At 44.8% G+C, this 20,954-nt stretch carries 17 protein-coding genes; 13 read left to right on the forward strand and 4 right to left on the reverse strand.

Features of this window, described 5'->3' with window-relative positions; translation table 11 throughout:
- The first annotated feature begins 189 nt into the window (after positions 1-189).
- Complete coding sequence (locus tag ACS8FD_RS09845; protein ID WP_439275673.1) at positions 190-1,497, forward strand: O-acetylhomoserine aminocarboxypropyltransferase/cysteine synthase family protein; 1,308 nt, start codon at positions 190-192, stop codon at positions 1,495-1,497.
- 139 nt (positions 1,498-1,636) lie between these two features.
- Here ACS8FD_RS09845 and ACS8FD_RS09850 read toward each other — a convergent pair whose 3' ends face one another.
- On the reverse strand, positions 1,637-2,656 hold the full coding sequence (locus tag ACS8FD_RS09850; protein WP_439275674.1) for an adenosine kinase: 1,020 nt from the start codon (positions 2,654-2,656) through the stop codon (positions 1,637-1,639).
- An 82-nt stretch (positions 2,657-2,738) separates the two neighbouring features.
- On the reverse strand, positions 2,739-3,686 hold the full coding sequence (gene rsmI, locus ACS8FD_RS09855) for a 16S rRNA (cytidine(1402)-2'-O)-methyltransferase (protein WP_439275675.1): 948 nt from the start codon (positions 3,684-3,686) through the stop codon (positions 2,739-2,741).
- Between the two features lie 104 nt (positions 3,687-3,790).
- On the opposite strand from rsmI, the gene ACS8FD_RS09860 reads away from it, so the two are divergent.
- The 8 genes from ACS8FD_RS09860 (at position 3,791) to hisC (ending at position 12,140) form a co-directional block, all read left to right on the forward strand.
- Entirely contained in the window at positions 3,791-4,303 is a 513-nt protein-coding gene (locus ACS8FD_RS09860) for a YraN family protein (RefSeq protein WP_439275676.1), read from the forward strand.
- A gap of 248 nt (positions 4,304-4,551) precedes the next feature.
- Positions 4,552-5,409, forward strand: coding sequence for a BON domain-containing protein (locus ACS8FD_RS09865; protein ID WP_439275677.1), 858 nt, complete (start codon positions 4,552-4,554; stop codon positions 5,407-5,409).
- A 211-nt stretch (positions 5,410-5,620) separates the two neighbouring features.
- Positions 5,621-6,604 (forward strand): alpha/beta hydrolase, encoded by a 984-nt coding sequence (locus ACS8FD_RS09870; RefSeq protein ID WP_439275678.1) that lies wholly within the window; start codon positions 5,621-5,623, stop codon positions 6,602-6,604.
- A gap of 219 nt (positions 6,605-6,823) precedes the next feature.
- The gene (locus ACS8FD_RS09875; RefSeq protein ID WP_439244262.1) at positions 6,824-7,075 is read left to right on the forward strand and encodes a BolA family protein; all 252 of its coding nucleotides are present in this window, start codon (positions 6,824-6,826) and stop codon (positions 7,073-7,075) included.
- A 114-nt stretch (positions 7,076-7,189) separates the two neighbouring features.
- Complete coding sequence (murA, locus tag ACS8FD_RS09880; protein WP_439275679.1) at positions 7,190-8,458, forward strand: UDP-N-acetylglucosamine 1-carboxyvinyltransferase; 1,269 nt, start codon at positions 7,190-7,192, stop codon at positions 8,456-8,458.
- A 142-nt stretch (positions 8,459-8,600) separates the two neighbouring features.
- Positions 8,601-9,296, forward strand: a complete 696-nt coding sequence (gene hisG, locus ACS8FD_RS09885; protein WP_439275680.1) for an ATP phosphoribosyltransferase — start codon at positions 8,601-8,603, stop codon at positions 9,294-9,296.
- A gap of 240 nt (positions 9,297-9,536) precedes the next feature.
- Positions 9,537-10,832 (forward strand): histidinol dehydrogenase, encoded by a 1,296-nt coding sequence (gene hisD, locus ACS8FD_RS09890; RefSeq protein ID WP_439275681.1) that lies wholly within the window; start codon positions 9,537-9,539, stop codon positions 10,830-10,832.
- 195 nt (positions 10,833-11,027) lie between these two features.
- Complete coding sequence (gene hisC / locus ACS8FD_RS09895) at positions 11,028-12,140, forward strand: histidinol-phosphate transaminase (RefSeq protein WP_439275682.1); 1,113 nt, start codon at positions 11,028-11,030, stop codon at positions 12,138-12,140.
- 34 nt (positions 12,141-12,174) lie between these two features.
- Here hisC and ACS8FD_RS09900 read toward each other — a convergent pair whose 3' ends face one another.
- Positions 12,175-13,830, reverse strand: coding sequence for an anthranilate synthase component I family protein (locus tag ACS8FD_RS09900; protein ID WP_439275683.1), 1,656 nt, complete (start codon positions 13,828-13,830; stop codon positions 12,175-12,177).
- A gap of 9 nt (positions 13,831-13,839) precedes the next feature.
- Entirely contained in the window at positions 13,840-15,075 is a 1,236-nt protein-coding gene (locus ACS8FD_RS09905; protein ID WP_439275684.1) for a beta-ketoacyl-ACP synthase II, read from the reverse strand.
- Positions 15,076-15,576: 501 nt separating this feature from the next.
- Here ACS8FD_RS09905 and ACS8FD_RS09910 point away from each other — a divergent pair.
- From ACS8FD_RS09910 to fusA, 4 genes are all read left to right on the forward strand, one after another.
- Positions 15,577-16,731: an EcsC family protein gene (locus tag ACS8FD_RS09910; RefSeq protein WP_439275685.1), complete on the forward strand. Its 1,155-nt coding sequence runs from the start codon at positions 15,577-15,579 to the stop codon at positions 16,729-16,731.
- 333 nt (positions 16,732-17,064) lie between these two features.
- On the forward strand, positions 17,065-17,439 hold the full coding sequence (gene rpsL / locus ACS8FD_RS09915; protein ID WP_025646352.1) for a 30S ribosomal protein S12: 375 nt from the start codon (positions 17,065-17,067) through the stop codon (positions 17,437-17,439).
- A gap of 193 nt (positions 17,440-17,632) precedes the next feature.
- On the forward strand, positions 17,633-18,106 hold the full coding sequence (rpsG, locus tag ACS8FD_RS09920) for a 30S ribosomal protein S7 (RefSeq protein ID WP_439275686.1): 474 nt from the start codon (positions 17,633-17,635) through the stop codon (positions 18,104-18,106).
- A 412-nt stretch (positions 18,107-18,518) separates the two neighbouring features.
- Positions 18,519-20,642, forward strand: coding sequence for an elongation factor G (gene fusA / locus ACS8FD_RS09925; protein ID WP_439275687.1), 2,124 nt, complete (start codon positions 18,519-18,521; stop codon positions 20,640-20,642).
- Positions 20,643-20,954: the final 312 nt, after the last annotated feature.

Below are 20,954 nucleotides of genomic sequence, written 5' to 3' on the forward strand. Positions count from 1 at the left end.
CTTATGATATTTATTCATTAAGTAATAAAAAATTCGCTATTCTTTTCATAAGGAAGCTGGGTTATGATTAACTCAGCTTTTTTTATGCCTAACATTTGATTATCATTGAATAAGCTTTTTAATCGAATGATTTTTTAGAGATTTAATAACTTAACTAACTTAGAAATCGCAATTAATAAGGAGCACATCATGAGCGAGGAAAATGCAGAAAACGGTAGCCATCATCAGCGTTTAGAGACACTAGCGATTCATGCTGGTTATAGCGTTGAGCAGACCACTAAGGCCGTTGCGGTACCGATTTATCATACAAGCTCTTATGCTTTTGACGACACTCAACACGGCGCAGATCTCTTTGATCTAAAAGTCGCGGGCAACATTTATACTCGTATTATGAACCCGACCAATGCAGTATTAGAGGAGCGGGTCGCAGCGCTAGAAGGCGGTATTGGTGCTTTAGCGGTTGCTTCTGGTATGGCAGCGATTACTTACGCGGTGCAGACTATCTGTGAGATGGGCGATAATATCGTTGCGGTATCGACCTTGTACGGCGGCACTTATAACTTCTTTGCTCATACGCTACCGCGTCAAGGCGTTGAGGTGCGTTTTTTCGATCACAAAGACCCCGAATCGATTCGTGATCTCATCGATGATAAAACTAAGATGGTATTCGCTGAAAGTATCGGTAATCCGCTGGGTAACATCATCGATATCCAAGCGGTGAGTGACATCGCACACGAATATGGCGTACCCGTAGTGATAGATAATACGGTTGCTACTCCAGCTATTTGCCGTCCGTTTGAATACGGCGCTGATATCGTCATTCATTCGCTCACCAAATACATGAGTGGCACTGGAACCTCAATCGGCGGCGCTATTGTCGATAGTGGCCAATTTGCTTGGGGCGATCATCCGAAGCGCTTTCCACTGCTAAACGAGCCGGACGCTAGTTACCATGGTGTCAATTTTGTCAAAGACGTAGGCGCTGCTGCCTTTATTGCTCGTGCTCGGGTCGCACCGCTGCGTAATACCGGGGCGGCGCTCAGTCCGCTCAATGCCTTTGGCATCTTACAGGGGATTGAGACTTTAAGCCTACGCATGGAGCGCCATGTCCAAAACGCCCAAGCGGTCGCTGAGTATCTAAAAAGTCATGATAAAGTTGCTTGGATCAAGTATGCAGGTCTAGAAGATCATCCTGATCACGCTTTAGCGCAGAAATACATGAAAGGCACGCCGTCAGCGATTTTAACCTTTGGCGTAAAAGGCGGCCGCGAAGCCGGTGCGCGCTTTATTGATGCGCTGCAGCTGATTACGCGTCTGGTCAATATCGGTGATGCTAAATCGCTAGCGAGTCATCCTGCGACCACCACGCATCGACAGCTAAACGGTCAAGAGCTAGAGCAAGCCGGAGTCACCGAAGATATGGTGCGCTTGTCTATTGGTATTGAGCATATCGAAGATATCAAAGCGGACTTAGAGCAAGCTTTGGCTAAAGCTTAGTACTTTAGATAGCTCGCTTTATATCTTTGGCTAGATAACATGATTCGCTAAAATAAAAATCCCGTCTCTTTAGAGGTGGGATTTTTTATTTTAATACTTTTAGCTAATAGTACTGAAAGCAAAAAGTAATCAAAGCTAATTAAGCAGTCAGTACGCGCCGCGCTATATCTTTATAGAGTTGCGACTCTAGACGTGGACCGAACTGCTGGATCACTTGTGCTGATACCTCGCCGGCTAGACGTCCACACTCAGGGAGGGAGTAATGCTGTGATAAGGCATATAAAAAAGTCCCTGAGTAATTATCTCCGGCGCCATTGGTGTCGATGACGTCGATAACTTTTGGGGTAGGGACTTTATGGATCTCGATAGCGGTTTGGTTATCAGGTTTATGTGCGATGATGGTATCATTAGCGCCATCGGTCACTACCGCAGTCTGGCAATAGTTGAGAAGGGCGCGAGCGGCGGCCTTGATCTGCTTTTTTTCAGTGAACAGTTTGGCCTCTTCGCTATTGCAAAATATCACCGCTACTTTATTACCGAGCATATTGAGCAGGCCTTCTTTGGCAAACTTCACCACGGCAGGGTCGGCAAAACTGACGGCTATTTTGGCATTATGAATACCGGCTTGCTGGCGCAGTTTAGTCATAGCAGGCTGAATACCTTCTGACATAGCAAGATAACCTTCTAAATAGAGCCAATCCGCCTTTGTTAACGCCTCAAAGTTGACGTTTTCCTCGCTGATATCGCTTGAGGTGCCAAGATAAGTTTGCATGGTGCGCTCACCATCATCTGTCACCGCCACGACGCATGAGCCGGTGACACCGCCGGCATGAATCGATCGCTTTGAGGTGGCAACGCCCGCATTATGTAAGTCTTCTAAGTAAAATTTTCCAGCCTCATCATCGCCAACGCGGCAGGCATAAAAAGGCTTGCCGCCGAGACTGGCAAAGGCGTACATAGCGTTAGCTGCTGAGCCGCCGCCCGCTTGTTTTGACGGTTCGATATTGGCCAGCTGAAAGTAAGCCAGCAATTGCTGCTGCTCTTCAAACGCCGCGAGCGTCATATTGCCTTTGGTTAATTCTGTCTCTTCTAAGGCGGCATCACTCAACACATATTCGTGATCGACCAATGCATTACCTATTGCTATCACATCGTACATGGCTTACTTCTCCTAATTGAATGCTAGAACGCTATTTTAAAACCAGCGAAATAAATACAGACTGTCTTTATCATAACGGGCGCTACGCTTGTAGCTCAAGTAAACGCTGATATAAGGCGTTCTTTTTGACTCCAGTGATATCGGAAGCCAAGCTTGCCGCTTTTTTGACTGACAAGTCCAAAAGCAGGCGCTCTAAAAGCTCATCATGGATGCTGATATCGTCGCTATCTTGAGCGCTAGCCTCTCCTGCGACAACGATGACTATCTCACCGCGCTGTTGATTGTCATCGGCTTTGACAAACTCAACCAAGTCTCCAAGCGTTGTTTTATGCACCGTCTCGAAAGTCTTAGTCAGCTCACGGCAAAAAGTGACTGCTCGATCGCTACCAAATACTGCGGCCATATCGCTCAAGCTTGCCACAATGCGATGCGGCGCTTCATAAAATATTAAGGTTTCTGTACGCGCCTTTAGCGCCTCTAATTGTTTTTGGCGGCCATGAGTCTTCGCATTTAAAAAACCAATGAAGCTAAAGCGATCGGAGGGCAGACCGGCTACCGAGAGCGCAGCGATAGCGGCTGAAGCACCGACGATAGGCGATACCTTTACCCCAGCATCATGAGCAGCTTGTACCAATTGATAGCCGGGGTCACTGACCAAAGGTGTACCGGCATCACTGATTAGCGCGACGGAGTGCCCTTGCTCGATCATCTCAATGATTTTTGGCGTTTGAATCGCGCTATTGTGCTCATGATACGCCCAAAGTTTATTGTGGGCTTTTTTATTTGCGTCGCTCTCTGCGCGTACTTCTGTCTTGCCATTATCATGATTAGTATCGGTTTCATTGCCTTTGTCGGCTTTAGTATGAATACCAAAATGTGACAACAGCTTGCCTGAAGTGCGAGTGTCTTCGCAGGCGATAATGTCGACTTGTTTTAAGATAACAATCGCATGCGCAGTCATGTCAGCAAGATTGCCTATGGGGGTAGCAACGATATACAAACACGCTGGCATCTTTGTAAGGGTGGACATGAAAACCTCAAATCGCTATAGATAATTAGAATAAAAAGTTAAACTTATGGGCAAGTAACGCTATTGAGCAAAAAGTAAAAGCGGTAAAACCTAGCTAGTTTAGCATGTTGTGCTATGATAATTCTGAAATGTTGCGCAGACTAATGAAGGCTATGACCTATAAAAAGCCAAATAAAAAGCCAGAACATAAACCGCTACTACTGACCTCCCCCAAACAGCGTCAGGGCAGCCACTATGAGCATCAGGCTTGTGAATATCTGCAAGCAAAAGGGCTTATCTTGATTGCACAAAACTGGCAACAGCCTAAAATAGGTGAGCTTGATTTAGTGATGCTAGAGACCGGGAAATCATGGTCGACTCTAGTGTTTATCGAAGTGCGGCAACGCCGAATATCCAGCTTCGGTGATGCCGCGCTCAGCATAACGGCGGCTAAGCGCAATAGAATCATTAAGACTGCCAAATATTTTTTGCAGCAGCATCCTAACTACGCCGATTATGAGTGCCGCTTTGATGTCATTGCTTATGATACGACTGATACTCATCGCAAGCTAAAAGACGCTGCGCTCAGTGCGGGGCCAGAATGGCTACAAGGAGCTTTTGCAGCACAGGCTTGGTAGCCGAATATCTATTCATCAACGCTTAGTCATCAACGCTTAGTCATCAAGGTTTAGATGAAAGGCGGTAATCAGGTGCTATAACTTAAGGGTTACAAGCTAAGTCGCTAACAGATACCGTTACCAAAAACCTAACTACTAACGGTAAAAATTAAGTAAAGTAGCTAAACTCTTTAAAGACTTATAAAGGTCATAAAATCGTATTAATCATGCTCTAACAATCATGCTCCAAGAGGTCAATAATGATAAGGATGTTCCCGCTCGCTGCTATCTCAAACACCTTAAGTGGTCAACCGTGTGCCAAGATGATAATGACTAGCCTAGTGATGACTAGCCTCGCTATCACCGGCTGCACGACTAACTATCTGACGAATAGCACCAATGGTACTTATGGCGTACCAGTCACTGAGCGTACTATTCCGCAGCGTCTGCTTGATCGTAGTATAGAGCACACTGCCAAAATTAATGTTTACGGCTTACAAGAGAATTTGCAGCAAAACAGCCGGATGAGCATAGATAGCTTCAATAGTGAAGTACTGCTGAGCGGTGAAGTTCCTACTGAGGCGCTGAAATCGCAAATAGAGCAAGTCATCAAGTCGATGCCTGATGTGCGGCAAGTCTATAACGAGCTTATCGTTAGTGTCGCTCGCGGTTATAGCTCAACGGTACAAGATGGCTATATCACCTCAAAGCTACTGGCAAAAGTCGCGGCGAGCGATGGGGTAAAGTCCTCTCAGCTCAAAGCGGTAACTAATAACGGCGTGGTCTATATCATGGGCCGGATGACCCCAACCCAGCAGAGTAATTTAATCGATATCGCCAATGATACGGCAGGCATCACAGAGCTAGTGTTATTTACGACCTTAGTTAATGATATAGGCGCGACTATCAGCAATGAAGACATCATGACTGACCCTACTTTAACTACTAATGTAGATGTCACGATACCAAACGCCACCGCAGTTATTAGAGCCCCAACCCCATCCTCTACTAACAGCGCGGTTGTCGCCCCCGCCGCTGATAATGGCCAGACTATTAACGCTCCTGAAGATACACAAACAGCACCTAGTTCCTCTAGTCCTTATGTGGACTTGTACCAAGATGAGTAGACGGTAGGATAAGCTGAATATTCACAAGAATGCTAACCATTATCACAGGACTTATCTGACTTCATTATCTTTAACCATTAAGCTATTTACTGTTGTAGAAGCGATAACATCTTGTAGAAGCTCGCAGCTTAATGCCTCCAAAAGCACAAGAATAAATAAAGATATCTTCTTAACTTTAACAGATGAATCCAGAATAACAGGAAAGTAGATCATGAAGCAGCCAACCGATGCGACCCAATCAGCGAGTGAAAACTCTGAGCCGTCACGTCAATTTAAGCTCGTAAAGAAATCTAAGCTTGTAAAGATGGGGATGACGGCCGCGGTTGCGTTTGGCGGTATGGTATTGGCCACTCAGCAAGCGCAAGCATTATCCGCATTGGCGATAGTCAATGGCCTGACCGCTAGTGGTGGCGTCACGGTCAGTAAAGACATCTTGTATGGTGACGAGCCAGCGCAAGATTTAGACGTCTACTATCCCAAGCCTTTAGCACAAGCGATGAAGTCTCAAAAAACGATTACCAGTAGTTATCCTATGGTGGTTTTCGTCCATGGCGGTTCGTGGGAGAGTGGCAATAAAGACGAATACGCCTTTGTCGGTCAAAGCTTAGCGCAGGCCGGTTATGTTACGGCGGTCATTAATTATCGTAAAGCGCCTGAGCATGTCTATCCTGATTTTGTGGAAGACACCGCGCAGGCCATCGCATGGAGTTATAAAAATGCTGAAAGCCTACATGCCGATCCACAGCGCTTAGCGGTGATCGGACACTCAGCTGGCGCGTTCAATGTGGTCGCGGCTGTGTCTAACGAGGACTTTTTAGCGCCTTATGGCATTAGCCCAAACGATATCACCGCCGTTATCGGTATTGCTGGGCCTTATAGCTACGACTTTCGAAAGTATGGCGGATCCAGCGCCTTTGCCAATGATGCGACGCCTGACGAGGTCATGCCTGATCGACAAATCAAAGGTCCACAGCCGCCTTATCTATTATTGACCGCCGAGAATGATAAAACCGTTTATGACACTAATACTGTGAAAATGACTCAGGCTCTCAAAGATTACGGCGCAACGGTTGAAAATGGTGAGATAAAAGGCGCCAGTCATGCCACTAGTATTGGGGCAATGGCACCACCACTGCGCTGGGTTAATGATGTGCGTGCCCAAGTTTTGAGTTATCTCAATAAAAAACTCGACTAGAAAAGTCTGACCCTATTGATAAAGCAGCCAATGTTTTTATGGCTTCAGCACTAGCTTTTACCTGTTGCTTTATAAGCAGTCTATAACTAATGCTATAAATAGCTGCTGCTTGACAATACTGTGCTAGACAATACTGTAAGAGAGTCAAACTCTTGTTATAATGTCGCCACCGACATAAAAATACTGAAATAAAACATCTTAAAGAATACAGGATACTTTATGAGCATGAACGCTGATGATTTAATCGCATTTTTACAGCAGCACTATCCAGACGCTTTTATTCAAGCAGCCAATCAAGGTAATAAATTTGATGTACGCGTAGTGGATGCAAGCTTTGAGGGCAAGCGCAGCGTACAACGCCAACAAGCTATCTATGCGTTAGTCAATGACAAGATAGCAAGCGGTGATATACACGCGCTTAATATCCAAGCCTTGACGCCTGCTGAATGGGAAGTGCAGTCAAAGGGCTAAAACGTTACGCCCAAAGCTAAGCTTACTAACACATATCAGCTCACTAGCTAGTGTTGCTAGACTCGTTTCGGTCTATTTTACTTATCATCATAATTACCCTTAGGTTGTCATTTTATGGATCAATTCTTAATTACCGGAAGCAGTCGTATTGCAGGTGAAGTCACCATCTCCGGTGCTAAAAACGCCGCTTTGCCGTTATTGGCGGCGATGATATTAGCCGAGACCCCAACGACTTTGCATAATGTGCCTTCACTGCAAGATGTACGCACCTTGGTTCAGCTCATTGGTGGTATGGGAATCGATATCCATAAAGATGGCGATACGGTGACTTGTGATACTAAAAATATAGATAGCTTCTATGCGCCGTATGACTTAGTTAAAACCATGCGTGCGTCTATCTTGGTCTTAGGGCCATTGCTAGCCCGTTTTGGTGAAGCCGAAGTATCTTTGCCAGGGGGCTGTGCGATTGGCTCACGTCCTGTTGATCAGCATCTTAAAGCTTTTGAAGCGATGGGAGCTGAGATCAGCGTAGAAAATGGCTATGTTAAAGCTAAAGCTCCAAAGAGCGGTAAGCTGATTGGCTGTAAGTTTTCTTTCGATATGGTGACGGTTGGTGGTACTGAAAACGTCATCATGGCTGCCGCTTTAGCGAAAGGAACGACCGTTCTCGGTAACTGTGCGCTCGAGCCAGAAGTCGTCGATCTAGCCAATATGCTAGTAGCGATGGGCGCGAAAATTAGTGGCATTGGCACTGCGACGATGACCATTGAAGGCGTTGAGCGCTTACAAGGCTGTGAGTATTCAGTGGTACCTGATCGTATCGAGACAGGCTCTTATCTGGCCGGTGCTTTGATGACGCGCGGTGATGTGCTCGCTAAGAAAACGTCGGCTGCATTGTTGATTCCTGTCCTAGAAAAGTTTGAGTCGATGGGCGCGTTGATTACCACAGGTGAGGATTGGATTCGCGCGCAGATGAGTGTTCGTCCGCAGCCCGTTGATATTCGTACCCAGCCACACCCAGGCTTTCCTACTGATATGCAAGCTCAGCTAATGGCCATCTCTTGCCTTGCTGATGGCACAAGCACCTTTATTGAAAATATCTTTGAAAATCGCTATATGCATGTGCCAGAGCTCAATCGCTTAGGCGCTTCTATTCAAGTCGATGGTCATACAGCTGTCGTGAAGGGCGTTGAGAACTTTACAGCGGCGCCAGTGATGGCAACCGATCTGCGTGCCTCTATGTCGCTAGTGATGGCGGCAGCGGCGGCTGAAGGGGAAAGCCTTATTGACCGTATTTATCATATCGATCGTGGTTATGAAGACGTTGAAAATAAACTACGCGCTTTAGGCGTGAACATTGAGCGTATCAACAGCAATGACTGATACTGATAATACGAGCGCTGTGTTTGCTAAAGGGTCAGAAGACTGCTAGATCAAAGCCATATGAATCGACGCTTAATATTTAAAACTGACACTTACTACTTAAATCATATTTAAACTTTAGAAAAAACTATGACTGGAAGCTATGACTAGAAATAAAGAAAAACAACAAGACAGTGCTTTATTAAACGAAGTGGACAATGAGTTTAATGGTCTGACCTTAGCGCTTTCTAAAGGTCGTATTCTTGATGAAACCATGCCGCTACTACAAGCAGCAGGGGTGGACTTGTTAGAAGATCCTAGTGCATCGCGCAAGCTTATCTTCCCAACCACTAACCCCAATGTGCGCGTACTAATTTTGCGGGCAAGCGATGTGCCTACTTATGTAGAGCATGGCGCCGCTGACTTTGGGGTAGCAGGCAAAGACGTCCTACTTGAGCATGGCGCCAACCACGTTTATGAGCTTTTAGATTTGCGCATTGCGCAATGTAAGCTGATGACCGCTGGTGTTAAGGGCGCAACTCTACCTAATCGCCGTTTGCGTATCGCCACTAAGTACGTCAATGTTGCTCGCGCTTATTTTGCCAGCCAGGGTCAGCAAGTTGATGTCATCAAGCTTTATGGCTCGATGGAGCTTGCGCCTTTGGTCGGTTTGGGTGATTTGATCGTCGATGTGGTCGACACTGGTAATACCTTGATTGCAAATGGTCTCGAGCCACGCGATCATATCTGTGACGTCTCTTCGCGGCTGATTGTCAATCAAGTCAGTTACAAGCGCAAATTTGCTTTACTTGAGCCTATTTTAGATAGTTTTAAAGAGAGTATAACAGCGTCAGTATAACAGCTGCTTCTTAGCTTAAGGTTTTTATCCATTGATAATATCAAACCTCATTATCTAAGCGTAGCAACCAGTTTAGTGCCGCATTTTATATAAGGCGTGCTACACTGGTTTTACTGTGCTGGCTCGTTATGTAAGCAAGAATATGACTATAAATAATACTTTACGTGGTTAAGGGTTGCTTTGAAATCGCTTAACATTTTGCTGATCGACTCATTGTCAGCTCAACTATAGGATCCAGTTATGCGCCAATTGACGACTCAAGATAGTGACTTTGAGCAGCAGCTATCTACCTTGCTTGCCTTTGAGACTGTTAACGACGCTGATTTACTACAGACCGTTGATGATATCATTGCGCAGGTGCGCACTCATGGTGATAGCGAAGTATTAGCGTTAACACAAAAATTTGATCAGCACCCTGCAACAATAATGGCCGAGCTAGAAGTCTCACAAGAATCTTTAGTGAAAGCTTTTACGACGCTTGATACTGAGGTAAAAGAAGCTCTGAACACCGCTGCTACGCGAGTCAAGGATTTTCATGAGCGTCAAGTACAAGACAGCTGGCACTATGAAGATGAGTTGGGTAATCGTCTGGGTCAAAAAGTCACGCCGCTTGATCGCGTCGGTATCTATGTGCCCGGCGGCTTAGCGTCTTATCCATCCTCAGTATTGATGAACGCTATTCCCGCGAAAGTCGCGGGCGTGAGTGAAGTCATCATGGTGGTACCTGCGCCTAATGGTGTGCTCAATCCCTTGGTATTGGCTGCCGCGCATTTGGCAGAAGTTGATCGAGTCTTTACTGTAGGAGGAGCGCAGGCGGTAGCTGCTTTAGCTTATGGTACTGAAACGATTCCACAAGTAGATAAGATCACAGGCCCAGGTAATAAATATGTCGCCGCTGCAAAGCGCGCAGTCTTTGGTCAAGTGGGCATCGATATGATTGCTGGACCTTCTGAGGTATTGGTTTATGCCGAAGGTGAGGCAAGCGACCGTGCCGACTGGCTAGCGATGGACTTATTGTCACAAGCTGAGCATGATCGTATTGCCCAAGCTATCTTTGTTACTACCAGTAGTGAGCAATTAGCCGAAGTCGCTGCGGAGATTGATAAGGCTTTGAGCGAGCTACCTAAAGCAGATATCGCGCGCGACTCTTTGCAAAACCGTGGCGCTTTGATACTGGTCAAAGATAGAAAAGACGGTATGGCACTGATTAATCGGATTGCGCCTGAGCATTTAGAGCTGTCTGTTGATGATCCAGATAGCCTGCTTGATGATGTTCGTCATGCTGGGGCGATATTTATGGGTCGCCATACCCCAGAGGCTATCGGCGATTACTGCGCTGGGCCCAATCACGTCCTGCCTACTTCAGGCACGGCTAGATTTTCATCGCCGTTAGGCGTTTATGATTTTCAAAAAAAATCCTCTATAATCTATTGTAGTGAAGGAGGTAGTAAGCCTTTAGCCCAGACCGCTGATATCTTAGCGCAGCGCGAAGATTTAGAAGCACACGCGCGTTCGGCTCGTTATCGTTACCAGTAAGACTTTATAAATAACTAAATGACAGTATAAAAATATAGACGTACTAATAGATATAATAAACCCTCTATGACATATAAACCGTCATCATGACATAGCGTTAATCATTTTTAACTCTTTTTTTAATTGGGGATTTCTAACAGCGTATTACGGTATTGGTAATATCGCTGTCAGAGTAGAATAATAGTAGGATAACTTATGAGTGAAATAAAAGTAGATACTAGGCTGTGGTCCACTAAAGCGCGTAATTTATCACCTTATACCCCTGGTGAGCAGCCGCAACACGATAACTTATGTAAGCTTAATACCAACGAAAACCCATTTCCGCCCTCACCAAAAGTCACTGAAGCGATCAGTGCTGTGCTTACGCAGCAAGCTAAGGAGCTGCGCTTATATCCTGCGCCTGAATCTGACGACTTACGTGCCGCTTTAGCTAGAGCGTATGACCTCGATACCAATCAAGTTTTCGTAGGCAATGGTTCAGATGAAGTACTCGCCTTAATATTTGCCAGCTTCTTTATGAAAGAGCGTCCATTACTAGCGCCTGATATCAGCTACAGCTTTTATCCGGTATATGCTCAAACTTTTGGGGTTGAGCTGGTAAAGATCGCGCTAGAAGCTGATTTCAGTATTGATCCTGATGCGTATCGTCAGCCTTGTAGCGGTATTATTATTGCCAACCCCAATGCGCCAACGGGTTTATTACTCTCCCTTGCAGATATCCGCAAGCTAGCGAGCGAACATCCCAATGCCACTATTGTCATAGATGAAGCTTATATTGATTTTGCGCAAGTTGATGCAGCAGATTCTGCAGCGCCCGTTTCAGCGGTGAGCTTGATTAATGAGCTAGATAATTTATTAGTCACCCAAACCTTTTCTAAATCGCGCTCGCTTGCAGGCCTCAGAGTAGGGATGGCATTTGGTAATGCCTCGTTGATTGAAGCGTTGACGCGTATGAAGAATAGCTTCAATAGCTATCCGTTAGATAAGCTCGCGCAAGCTGGTGCGAGAGCTAGTGTTTTGGATACTGAGTATTTTGAGCAGACTTGTCAGCAAGTGATTGATTTGCGTCATTCTTTGACTGCCGAATTGACGGCTTTAGGTTTTGACGTATTGCCATCGCAAGCTAATTTTGTTTTTGCGCGTCCCCATGACGGTGATGCTAGCGGTATAGCAAGCGCGTTACGTGAACAAGGCATCATCGTTAGACACTTTGATCAGCCGCGTATTCAGGAATATTTACGTATTACGGTAGGAACCGCTGAGCAGCATCAGCGTCTCGTTACTGCGTTAAAAGAGCTGACAGCTTAATCAAAGCACTATTTTTGGCTATTAAGATAAGTTTTTATGAGCATTCTGCTTGTGCTAAAACCGCAAGCAGATTACCAACTTTATCTAAGCATTCTTGATACTCGGCATCAACATCTGAAGCAACGGTGATGCCGCCGCCTGCCCACAAACTGACGGGTTTACTACCGTCTTTTAGCCTTGTCGCTTGCAAGGTGCGAATCAGCACATTCCATTGGCCACTGCCATCAAAATTCATATAGCCTAAGGTGCCACAATAAGCACCACGCGGCGCTATTTCTAGTTCTGAGATAATCTCAACCGCTCGTTTTTTGGGCGTGCCTGTGATCGAGCCTGCTGGCAAGCTACCAAATAATACCATCAAGGGATGAGTGTCTGCCTTTAATTCAGCAGTGATAGTACTGACCATGTGATGGACATTACTAAAGCTCTCAATAGCAAATAATTGCGGTACTTTGACCGATCCAGTCTTAGCGTATTTGCCTAGATCATTGCGTAATAAATCGACAATCATCACATTTTCAGAGCGATCTTTATCGCTGTTGATTAGCTGCTGTTCAAAGTCTTTATCCTCTTCGATAGTTAATCCGCGCGGCATCGTACCCTTTATAGGTTTAGTGGTGATGTAGTGCTTGTTGCTATTAGAGTTTTTGCTAAAAGTAAAAAACAACTCTGGCGAGCAGCTTAATAATTCAAAATCTGCACCTTTTAGCGAATCGTTATTTAAAGGATTGACGCTCATATAACCGGCAAAAGGGGCTTGCGTATTACGTTGTAAGCTAGGCAGATAGTGGAGCAAATTTAGGGTGGCTGACGTCTTATCTTTAGGATTAGTCAAAGCTGTTAACTTACCCTGCCAAGCTTGGGTAAGATTGATTTGATAGCAGTCGCCTTGCTGTAGATAACGCTGAGTTTGGGCAAAAGCTTGTTGATAATCATTTTTTTGCCACTCAGGCTGTAGCTTTAAGGGCGCAAGAAGCGGAGTACGCTGACTTACACCTTTAAGGCCATACAAATTGTCAGCTTTACGATCTTTAGTTAATTTATATTCTAAAGCATCGAGATAAGAGACAAGCTGATCTGAGTCATTATCCTTTATCGCGTTGCCTGTGTTATCAGTCGATTTGCAGCTTAGCGACCAGAGTATTCCATCAGCTGCAGTATTGTTATTTGCGGTAAGATAGATATCATAATGACCGAGCGCTGCAAGCGGCGACTCAGCGCTTGGCATAGTGACCGCTGGGCTTAAGTGCTGCGCGGCGATGTCATAACCGATAAAACCGATAAGACCATGATAATAGTGAGGCGAGCGTAGCGGATTTTGCGCTGCTTTTTCTAGCTTTTCGTAATCTTGGCAGTAAGCAATGAGCTGTTGCTGCCAAGCCTCATAAGTGGTGTTTTCCGCAGTTGCCGCCCTAGAATCGTCGCGAAACGTTTGGATCAGCTTATAGGACTCTTGCGAATCTGGCGCAAAATAAAGCTGCCAGCTGACTTTAGGTAGCAGACCGATAACTGGCTCGCCGTCATTATTGAGCCAAACCAGTTGCCAGTTTGCCGCGCTGTTTTTAGCGAGTAGATGCTGATGCAGTATAGGCAATAACTCCGCGGCACATAAGTCGCCAAAACGCCAGCTATGATTTGGCATAGCTGGCGTTGCGCTAAGAGGTTTAATAAAAGAGCTGTTGTTACTCATAAATTTAGATTATTCAGTGAACGCTTTAATGATTAAAGTGGCATTAGTACCGCCAAAACCGAAGCTATTACTCATCAATGTCTTGAGTTCGGTTTCGCGCTTTTGGGTGACAATATCGAAACCAGTGGCGTCTTCATCTAGAGTGTCGACATTGATGCTTGGTGCAATAAAACCTTCTTGTAGCATAAGCAGACAGTAAATCAGTTCTTGCGCACCGACCGCGCCTAAGCTATGACCAGTCATGGACTTAGTGGAGCTTATCGGCGGGACTTTACTGATATCGTCATTGAAAACTTTGGCAATGGCTTTTAGCTCAGTGACATCACCGAGTGGCGTACTAGTACCGTGACTATTAATATAATCTACGCGCTCAAGACCAGCTTCCGCTAGTGCTTGCTGCATACAACGTACTGCGCCTTCACCGCTTGGTGCTACCATTTCTGCACCATCTGAGCTTGCGCCATAACCGACGATTTCAGCCAAAATATTAGCGCCGCGTGCGGTAGCATGCTCTAAGCTTTCGACCACTAGCATCGCGCCGCCAGCCGCTATCACAAAGCCATCGCGGTCTTTATCATAAGCTCTAGAGGCCAGCTTTGGCGTGTCGTTATACTGCGTACTGACCGCGCCCATCGCATCGAACATGCAAGACTGTGTCCAGTGCTCCGCTTCGCTACCGCCCGCGAGTACCACATCCGCTTTACCGAGCTGGATGAGCTCAGCGGCATGACCGATACAATGCGTTGAGGTGGCGCAGGCAGAAGCAAGAGAGTAGGAGACGCCTTGAATCTTAAGGCCAGTCGCTAGTGCCGCTGATACTGAGCTGCCCATCGTTTTGGGCACTGCCATTGCCCCAACACCGCGCAGACCTTTTTCGCGCATCGCATCTACCGCATTGACGATATTCTCGGTCGAAGCTCCGCCGGAACTGGCAACTAATGCCACGCGTGGATTATTATTAATGATCTCAAGGGGCAAGCCCGATTGCTCAATAGCGTCTAAGGCGCTGACATAAGCATAGAGGCTAGCATCACTAAAAAAGCGTTTGAGCTTACGATCGATTTTGGAGGTATCCAATGCCGTTTTATCAATACTGCCGCTCACTTGCGACTTAAATCCATGCTCGGCATAGGACTCATTAAAAGTGATACCAGATTGTCCTTCTTTAAGAGACTGGGTCACGCTAGCCAAATCATGACCGATGCAAGAGACGATCCCAGCTCCTGTAATAACCACTCGGCGCATATTCTATTCCTTGTAATAATAGTATTTTTACGATTTTCAGATAGGTTATGAACGGCTGTTCGTTAGCTAGATTATTCGCAATCTAGTCCAATCTGAACCTCAGATAAAGTCATACAATGATACCTTAGTTCCGACTATAATGATGCACAAGCTATGCAATATATTTTACTGACTGATAAGTATGATTGATTTATAGCAAAGAATTTGAGTATCAATTTTTGGCTTATAAAGTCATTGTGAGCCTCATCAACTATTATAAAGTAGTGAAAAATCAGTAGAAGATACAAACTTTATGTTCTCAATAACATTGTTCACACTGACACGCATTACAAGAATTAGCTACTCTAACAAATGCAGATTTAGTAAAACCTTTAATATTTTGAGAAGGTTTTTAAAGGTTAAGAGACAAACCACTTAAAATACAGAACACCTAAAATATAAAGCAATAGCCGCTAACAATAACATTCTGTTTACTCACCCTGTCAATTTAAGGATATAACTATGGCAAAGCGTAACACCCTCTCTAAAGGTATCAGCACTATCGGTCATTTTACTCGTGATAATCTTGAGCGCATGGGCGCTTTTATTGATAGCGCTAACGCTAAGGCAGGCAAACCGCGTCAATATAAAGCGGTCGATCTAGGCGATGAGGATTATCAGCAAGATTTATTTCGTGAGCAGACGTTAAAGGCTACTCAGCAGCTGATCGGCGCACGCTTTGCCACTTATGGTAAGTATGCCAAAAAGATAGTTCCTAATAGCCTTTTTCAATCGACTATCGATAGCGCGTTTGCGCAGGTCGCTAACCTTGCTTCTAGTTGGAGCCGCCTAGATCTGCCAAATGAGCATCGCTTTGCCGATATATCGAGCTTAGATGACGAGCAACGCTATGCGCTAGCGACTGATGTTGCTAACCAAAACCGCGCTTTAGCGACATTAGGCGGTATTACCGGCCTTGCTGGTTTGCCAGGTTTACTTGCCGATACGTTATGGTTATTATTAGTATCGCTACGCACCGTCTATCAGCTAGCCGCCGTTTATGATACTCCATTGACTGGCAAACAAGGCGTGAAGATGGCTTATGAGCTACTCTCAAGCGCGGATCTGAGTAAAATGCAAGAAAAACAAGCCTTGCTTGCAGGTATCGGCGTAGGTAAGCAGCTACTTGATAATGCGCAACAGCGTGGTATGCATAGCGAGCTAAGAAACTTAGGTCTAAAGAATAAAAACGTTAATTATTACGCCGAACAAGTTGATAACATTGCTGGACAAGTGGGTATTGATTTAGATCAAATTAACCTATCTTGGTTGCGTCGTTTTCTCCCAGCGACCGCTGTCATCGTCGGTATGCGTTATAACAGCAGCTTAATTGATGAAGTCATTGGGGTAGCGCAAGCGACTTTTGGGCCTGAGCCTAAGCTCGCTAATAAAGCTATTACCGATGACAGTGGCAGCGAAGCTAAGGTTGAAACTTCTGACAGCGATAAAGAAGATAGCGCTGAGCAAGATAAGCAAAGCGACAAAAAATCTGCTCAATCGTCAGAAGATAAAAAGCAGACTAGTGACAAAAACAATAAAGGTGACAAAGACGGCGTTGATAGTAACAAGAATGATAGTGCCAAGCAAAATAAGCAACAAGCTCAAGCCAAAAAGTAGCTGAGCAATATAGTTGCTGAAATAACTGCTAAGCTAAAATAGGCGATACTGATAAGCGAACAGAGATAGAGTATAGTTTATAATACCTTTACCGCTCTTGAAAAATAGCTCAGTATCGCCATTTAGTATAAACAAGCTTATTGCATATTTTAGCTTATTGCACATTAAAGAATAGTTGTAAAGGTAAATCGCTGATAAGTAGTTGAAATAGCAGCAACATATCTTTATAATATACTGTCCTAAAAATGGGTACTGCCAATATTCGCGATTATCGTGGAGATCAGCAGATTGGCCCATTTTTTTGTTTTATACCAAACGGGAGAAGGATGCCTTATGGCAACAACTAACCAATTGATTCGTAAGGGTCGCAAAACCATCAAGGAAAAGTCAAAAGTTCCTGCGTTGCAAGCGTGCCCACAGCGCCGCGGTGTATGTACTCGTGTTTATACGACTACACCGAAAAAACCTAACTCAGCTATGCGTAAAGTATGCCGTGTTCGCTTAACTTCAGGTTATGAAGTATCAAGCTATATCGGTGGCGAAGGCCATAACTTACAAGAGCACAGTGTTGTGCTTATCCGTGGTGGTCGTGTAAAAGATCTACCAGGTGTACGTTATCACACCGTTCGCGGTGCACTTGACTGCGCAGGCGTAAAAGACCGTAAGCAAGGTCGTTCTAAGTACGGTGCTAAGAAGCCAAAAGCTTAATATAAGCTGAGCTTTTTGCATTACCCATTTAACTGTGCATAGGCTTGGTGTTGCTAGCCAAAATTCATTGAATAATTTTGCTACCGAACATACCACTATGCAGTAAGGCTGACTGATAACTGATAGCTATGCTCTTATAGATGCAGCTTGAAATTATGAATGTCAGACTCTCCTGAAGACAAGGAAATTTATTATGCCAAGACGTCGCGTCGTAGCTACCCGTGAGATCCTACCGGATCCTAAGTTTGGTAGCCAGACTATCGCTAAATTCATCAACCACGTGATGAGCGATGGTAAAAAATCTACTGCTGAGCGTATCGTATATGGTGCTCTTGAGACGGTAACCGAAAAGCGTAACATCGAAGATCCAGTATCTTTCTTCGAAGAAGTGCTAGAAAACGTTCGGCCAATGGTTGAAGTAAAAGCCCGCCGCGTTGGTGGTGCCACTTACCAAGTGCCTATGGAAGTACGCCCCTCCCGTCGTACTGCCTTGGCTATGCGTTGGTTAGCTGAAGCGGCTGCCAAGCGTTCTGAAAAATCAATGGCTCTGCGCCTTGCAGGCGAGCTAAGTGATGCCTCAGAAGGTAAAGGCAATGCTATGAAAAAGCGTGATGAAGTTCACCGTATGGCCGATGCCAACAAAGCGTTCTCACATTATCGCTTCTAAATCACTTATGCTTTTGAACCATTTATAATGGTTAAGTATTCGTTTTTACTTTATTTATTCTATTGATTACCGCCATCAGTATTTGGACCTTTTATTTTTTGACTGTTTGTATCAAACACTTTGTATCGAACAATCAAAAAAATCTAGATGATTAGAGTCCAGATGGCGGATATCTCTCAAGAGACTATGATTTGAAGCTAAGCCTTTAAGTTGTAGTATTCCAAATTTGATGCCTCTATATTTATTATATGATCTCTTTTTATCTACATAGCATTTAGATAGCTTTGAGCACTATATAAAAGTGGACTGCATGAAAGCCGCCTGCTTTTATCAAGAGACTGTTTTCATTGAACTTCTGAGGTAGAGCATTACCCTATATCAATACATACACGACTTTTCCTAGGAAAATACTATGGCTCGTAAAACTCCCCTAAAGCGCTATCGCAATATTGGTATCTCAGCGCACATTGATGCTGGTAAGACCACCACTACCGAGCGTATTTTATTTTATACTGGTAAAAACCATCAAATCGGCGAAACTCATGATGGCGGCGCAACGATGGACTGGATGGAGCAAGAGCAGGAGCGCGGTATCACGATTACCTCGGCTGCGACGACTTGTTTCTGGAAGGGCATGGATAATCAGTTTAATGAACACCGTATCAACATCATTGACACCCCAGGTCACGTTGACTTCACCATTGAAGTTGAGCGTTCTATGCGTGTTCTTGATGGCGCGTGCATGGTATATTGCGCGGTAGGCGGCGTTCAGCCTCAGTCTGAAACCGTATGGCGTCAAGCTAATAAGTATAAAGTTCCTCGTTTAGCATTCGTTAATAAAATGGACCGCGTTGGTGCTGATTTTTACCGCGCTGTAGAGCAAGTTAAGACTCGTCTTGGCGGTAATCCAGTACCTGTCGTTATCCCAATCGGTAAAGAAGAAGATTTCGAAGGCGTTGTTGATCTAATCACTATGAAAGCTATCTATTGGGATGTTGAATCTCAAGGCATGAAGTTTGAAGAACGTGAGATTCCAGCTGAATTGCAAGAAAAAGCGGAAGAGTATCGCGAAATGCTACTTGAATCTGCTGCTGAATCTAGTGAAGAGATGATGAACAAATATTTGGAAGGTGAAGAGCTTTCTGAAGAAGAGATTCATGCTGCTATCCGTGAGCGTACTATCGCTAACGAAATCATCCCAATGCTTTGTGGTACTGCCTTTAAGAACAAAGGCGTGCAAAAGATGCTAGATGCAGTCGTTCGCTACATGCCAGATCCAACAGATGTACCTGCTATCAGAGGTATCCTTGATGACAAAGAAGAATCAGAAGGTTTCCGCGAAGCTTCAGATGATCAACCATTCTCAGCGCTAGCATTTAAGATCATGAATGACAAATTCGTGGGTAACTTAACCTTCGTTCGTGTCTACTCAGGTGTTATGCAGCAGGGTAGTAGTGTCTATAACCCAGTGAAGATGAAGCGTGAGCGTATCGGCCGTATCGTTGAGATGCATGCCAACTCACAAGAAGAGCTATCTGAAATTCGTTCTGGTGATATTGCCGCTCTAGTTGGTATGAAAGACGTCGGTACTGGTGATACGTTATGTGATGAGCAAAACGTTATCACGCTTGAGCGCATGGAATTCCCAGATCCAGTTATCTCTCTAGCGGTTGAGCCGAAAACTAAAGCTGACCAAGAAAAAATGTCAATCGCTCTAGGCCGTCTGGCGAAAGAAGATCCTTCATTCCGTGTTCACACTGACGAAGAGTCTGGTCAGACAATCATCAGTGGTATGGGTGAGCTGCATCTTGAGATCTTGGTCGATCGTATGAAGCGTGAATTTAACGTTGAAGCCAACATTGGTGCGCCGCAGGTTGCTTATCGCGAAACGATTCGTGAGACTATTGAGCAAGAAGGCAAGTTTGTACGTCAGACTGGTGGTCGTGGTAAATTCGGTCACGTTTGGTTACGTCTTGAGCCACTTGATCCAGCAGGCGATGTTGAATATGAATTTGCTGAAGAAGTCGTTGGTGGTACCGTACCAAAAGAATTCCACGGTGCTGTCGATAAAGGTATTCAAGAGCGCATGAAAAACGGCGTACTTGCTGGTTATCCAGTGGTTGGCGTAAAAGCGACCTTGTATGACGGTTCTTACCATGATGTTGACTCGGATGAGTTATCATTCAAAATGGCAGGTTCTATGGCCTTCAAAAAAGGCTTTATGGCAGCAAACCCTGCGCTACTTGAGCCTGTAATGAAAGTTGAAGTTGAGACGCCAGAAGACTATATGGGCGATATCATGGGCGATCTTAACCGTCGTCGTGGTTTAGTACAGGGCATGGAAGATCTGCCTGGCGGTACTAAGCAGATTCGTGCTGAAGTGCCATTAGCAGAAATGTTTGGTTATGCCACGCAAATGCGCTCAATGTCACAAGGCCGTGCGACTTACTCAATGGAATTCCAAAAGTATGCTGAAATTCCTAAGTCTGTTGCTGCTGAGATCATCTCTAAGTTCAACTCTAATGATGATGAGTAATTAGCTTGCTTACGGCCGTATAGAGCGCTTTTATGTGAAAGACCTCTATACTACTATTAATATACCGTTATTAGAAATACACCAATAATTGGTTAAAAGACTTGTTATTGGTGATTATTTTCTTATAATATCTGCACACTAAGTGCACCTCTAAACATTTATTTCAATGTGGTTGGTATTATCTTAGTCATTTTCATAATAGTCAGTTTATAACTGTAGACTTAGAAGCTAACCCCAATAAAAAGGATACACTCATGGCAAAGGCCAAGTTTGAACGCAACAAGCCCCACGTCAACGTCGGCACCATCGGAC

The sequence above is a fragment of the Psychrobacter sp. 1U2 genome, from assembly GCF_051847575.1.

What these genes read in the sequence shown, in the direction of transcription:
- ACS8FD_RS09845 (WP_439275673.1), top strand. Translation starts at nt 190, where the DNA reads ATGAGCGAGGAAAATGCAGAAAACGGTAGCCATCATCAGCGTTTAGAG.
- ACS8FD_RS09850 (WP_439275674.1), bottom strand. Translation starts at nt 2,656, where the DNA reads ATGTACGATGTGATAGCAATAGGTAATGCATTGGTCGATCACGAATAT.
- rsmI (WP_439275675.1), bottom strand. Translation starts at nt 3,686, where the DNA reads ATGTCCACCCTTACAAAGATGCCAGCGTGTTTGTATATCGTTGCTACC.
- ACS8FD_RS09860 (WP_439275676.1), top strand. Translation starts at nt 3,791, where the DNA reads ATGTTGTGCTATGATAATTCTGAAATGTTGCGCAGACTAATGAAGGCT.
- ACS8FD_RS09865 (WP_439275677.1), top strand. Translation starts at nt 4,552, where the DNA reads ATGTTCCCGCTCGCTGCTATCTCAAACACCTTAAGTGGTCAACCGTGT.
- ACS8FD_RS09870 (WP_439275678.1), top strand. Translation starts at nt 5,621, where the DNA reads ATGAAGCAGCCAACCGATGCGACCCAATCAGCGAGTGAAAACTCTGAG.
- ACS8FD_RS09875 (WP_439244262.1), top strand. Translation starts at nt 6,824, where the DNA reads ATGAGCATGAACGCTGATGATTTAATCGCATTTTTACAGCAGCACTAT.
- murA (WP_439275679.1), top strand. Translation starts at nt 7,190, where the DNA reads ATGGATCAATTCTTAATTACCGGAAGCAGTCGTATTGCAGGTGAAGTC.
- hisG (WP_439275680.1), top strand. Translation starts at nt 8,601, where the DNA reads ATGACTAGAAATAAAGAAAAACAACAAGACAGTGCTTTATTAAACGAA.
- hisD (WP_439275681.1), top strand. Translation starts at nt 9,537, where the DNA reads ATGCGCCAATTGACGACTCAAGATAGTGACTTTGAGCAGCAGCTATCT.
- hisC (WP_439275682.1), top strand. Translation starts at nt 11,028, where the DNA reads ATGAGTGAAATAAAAGTAGATACTAGGCTGTGGTCCACTAAAGCGCGT.
- ACS8FD_RS09900 (WP_439275683.1), bottom strand. Translation starts at nt 13,830, where the DNA reads ATGAGTAACAACAGCTCTTTTATTAAACCTCTTAGCGCAACGCCAGCT.
- ACS8FD_RS09905 (WP_439275684.1), bottom strand. Translation starts at nt 15,075, where the DNA reads ATGCGCCGAGTGGTTATTACAGGAGCTGGGATCGTCTCTTGCATCGGT.
- ACS8FD_RS09910 (WP_439275685.1), top strand. Translation starts at nt 15,577, where the DNA reads ATGGCAAAGCGTAACACCCTCTCTAAAGGTATCAGCACTATCGGTCAT.
- rpsL (WP_025646352.1), top strand. Translation starts at nt 17,065, where the DNA reads ATGGCAACAACTAACCAATTGATTCGTAAGGGTCGCAAAACCATCAAG.
- rpsG (WP_439275686.1), top strand. Translation starts at nt 17,633, where the DNA reads ATGCCAAGACGTCGCGTCGTAGCTACCCGTGAGATCCTACCGGATCCT.
- fusA (WP_439275687.1), top strand. Translation starts at nt 18,519, where the DNA reads ATGGCTCGTAAAACTCCCCTAAAGCGCTATCGCAATATTGGTATCTCA.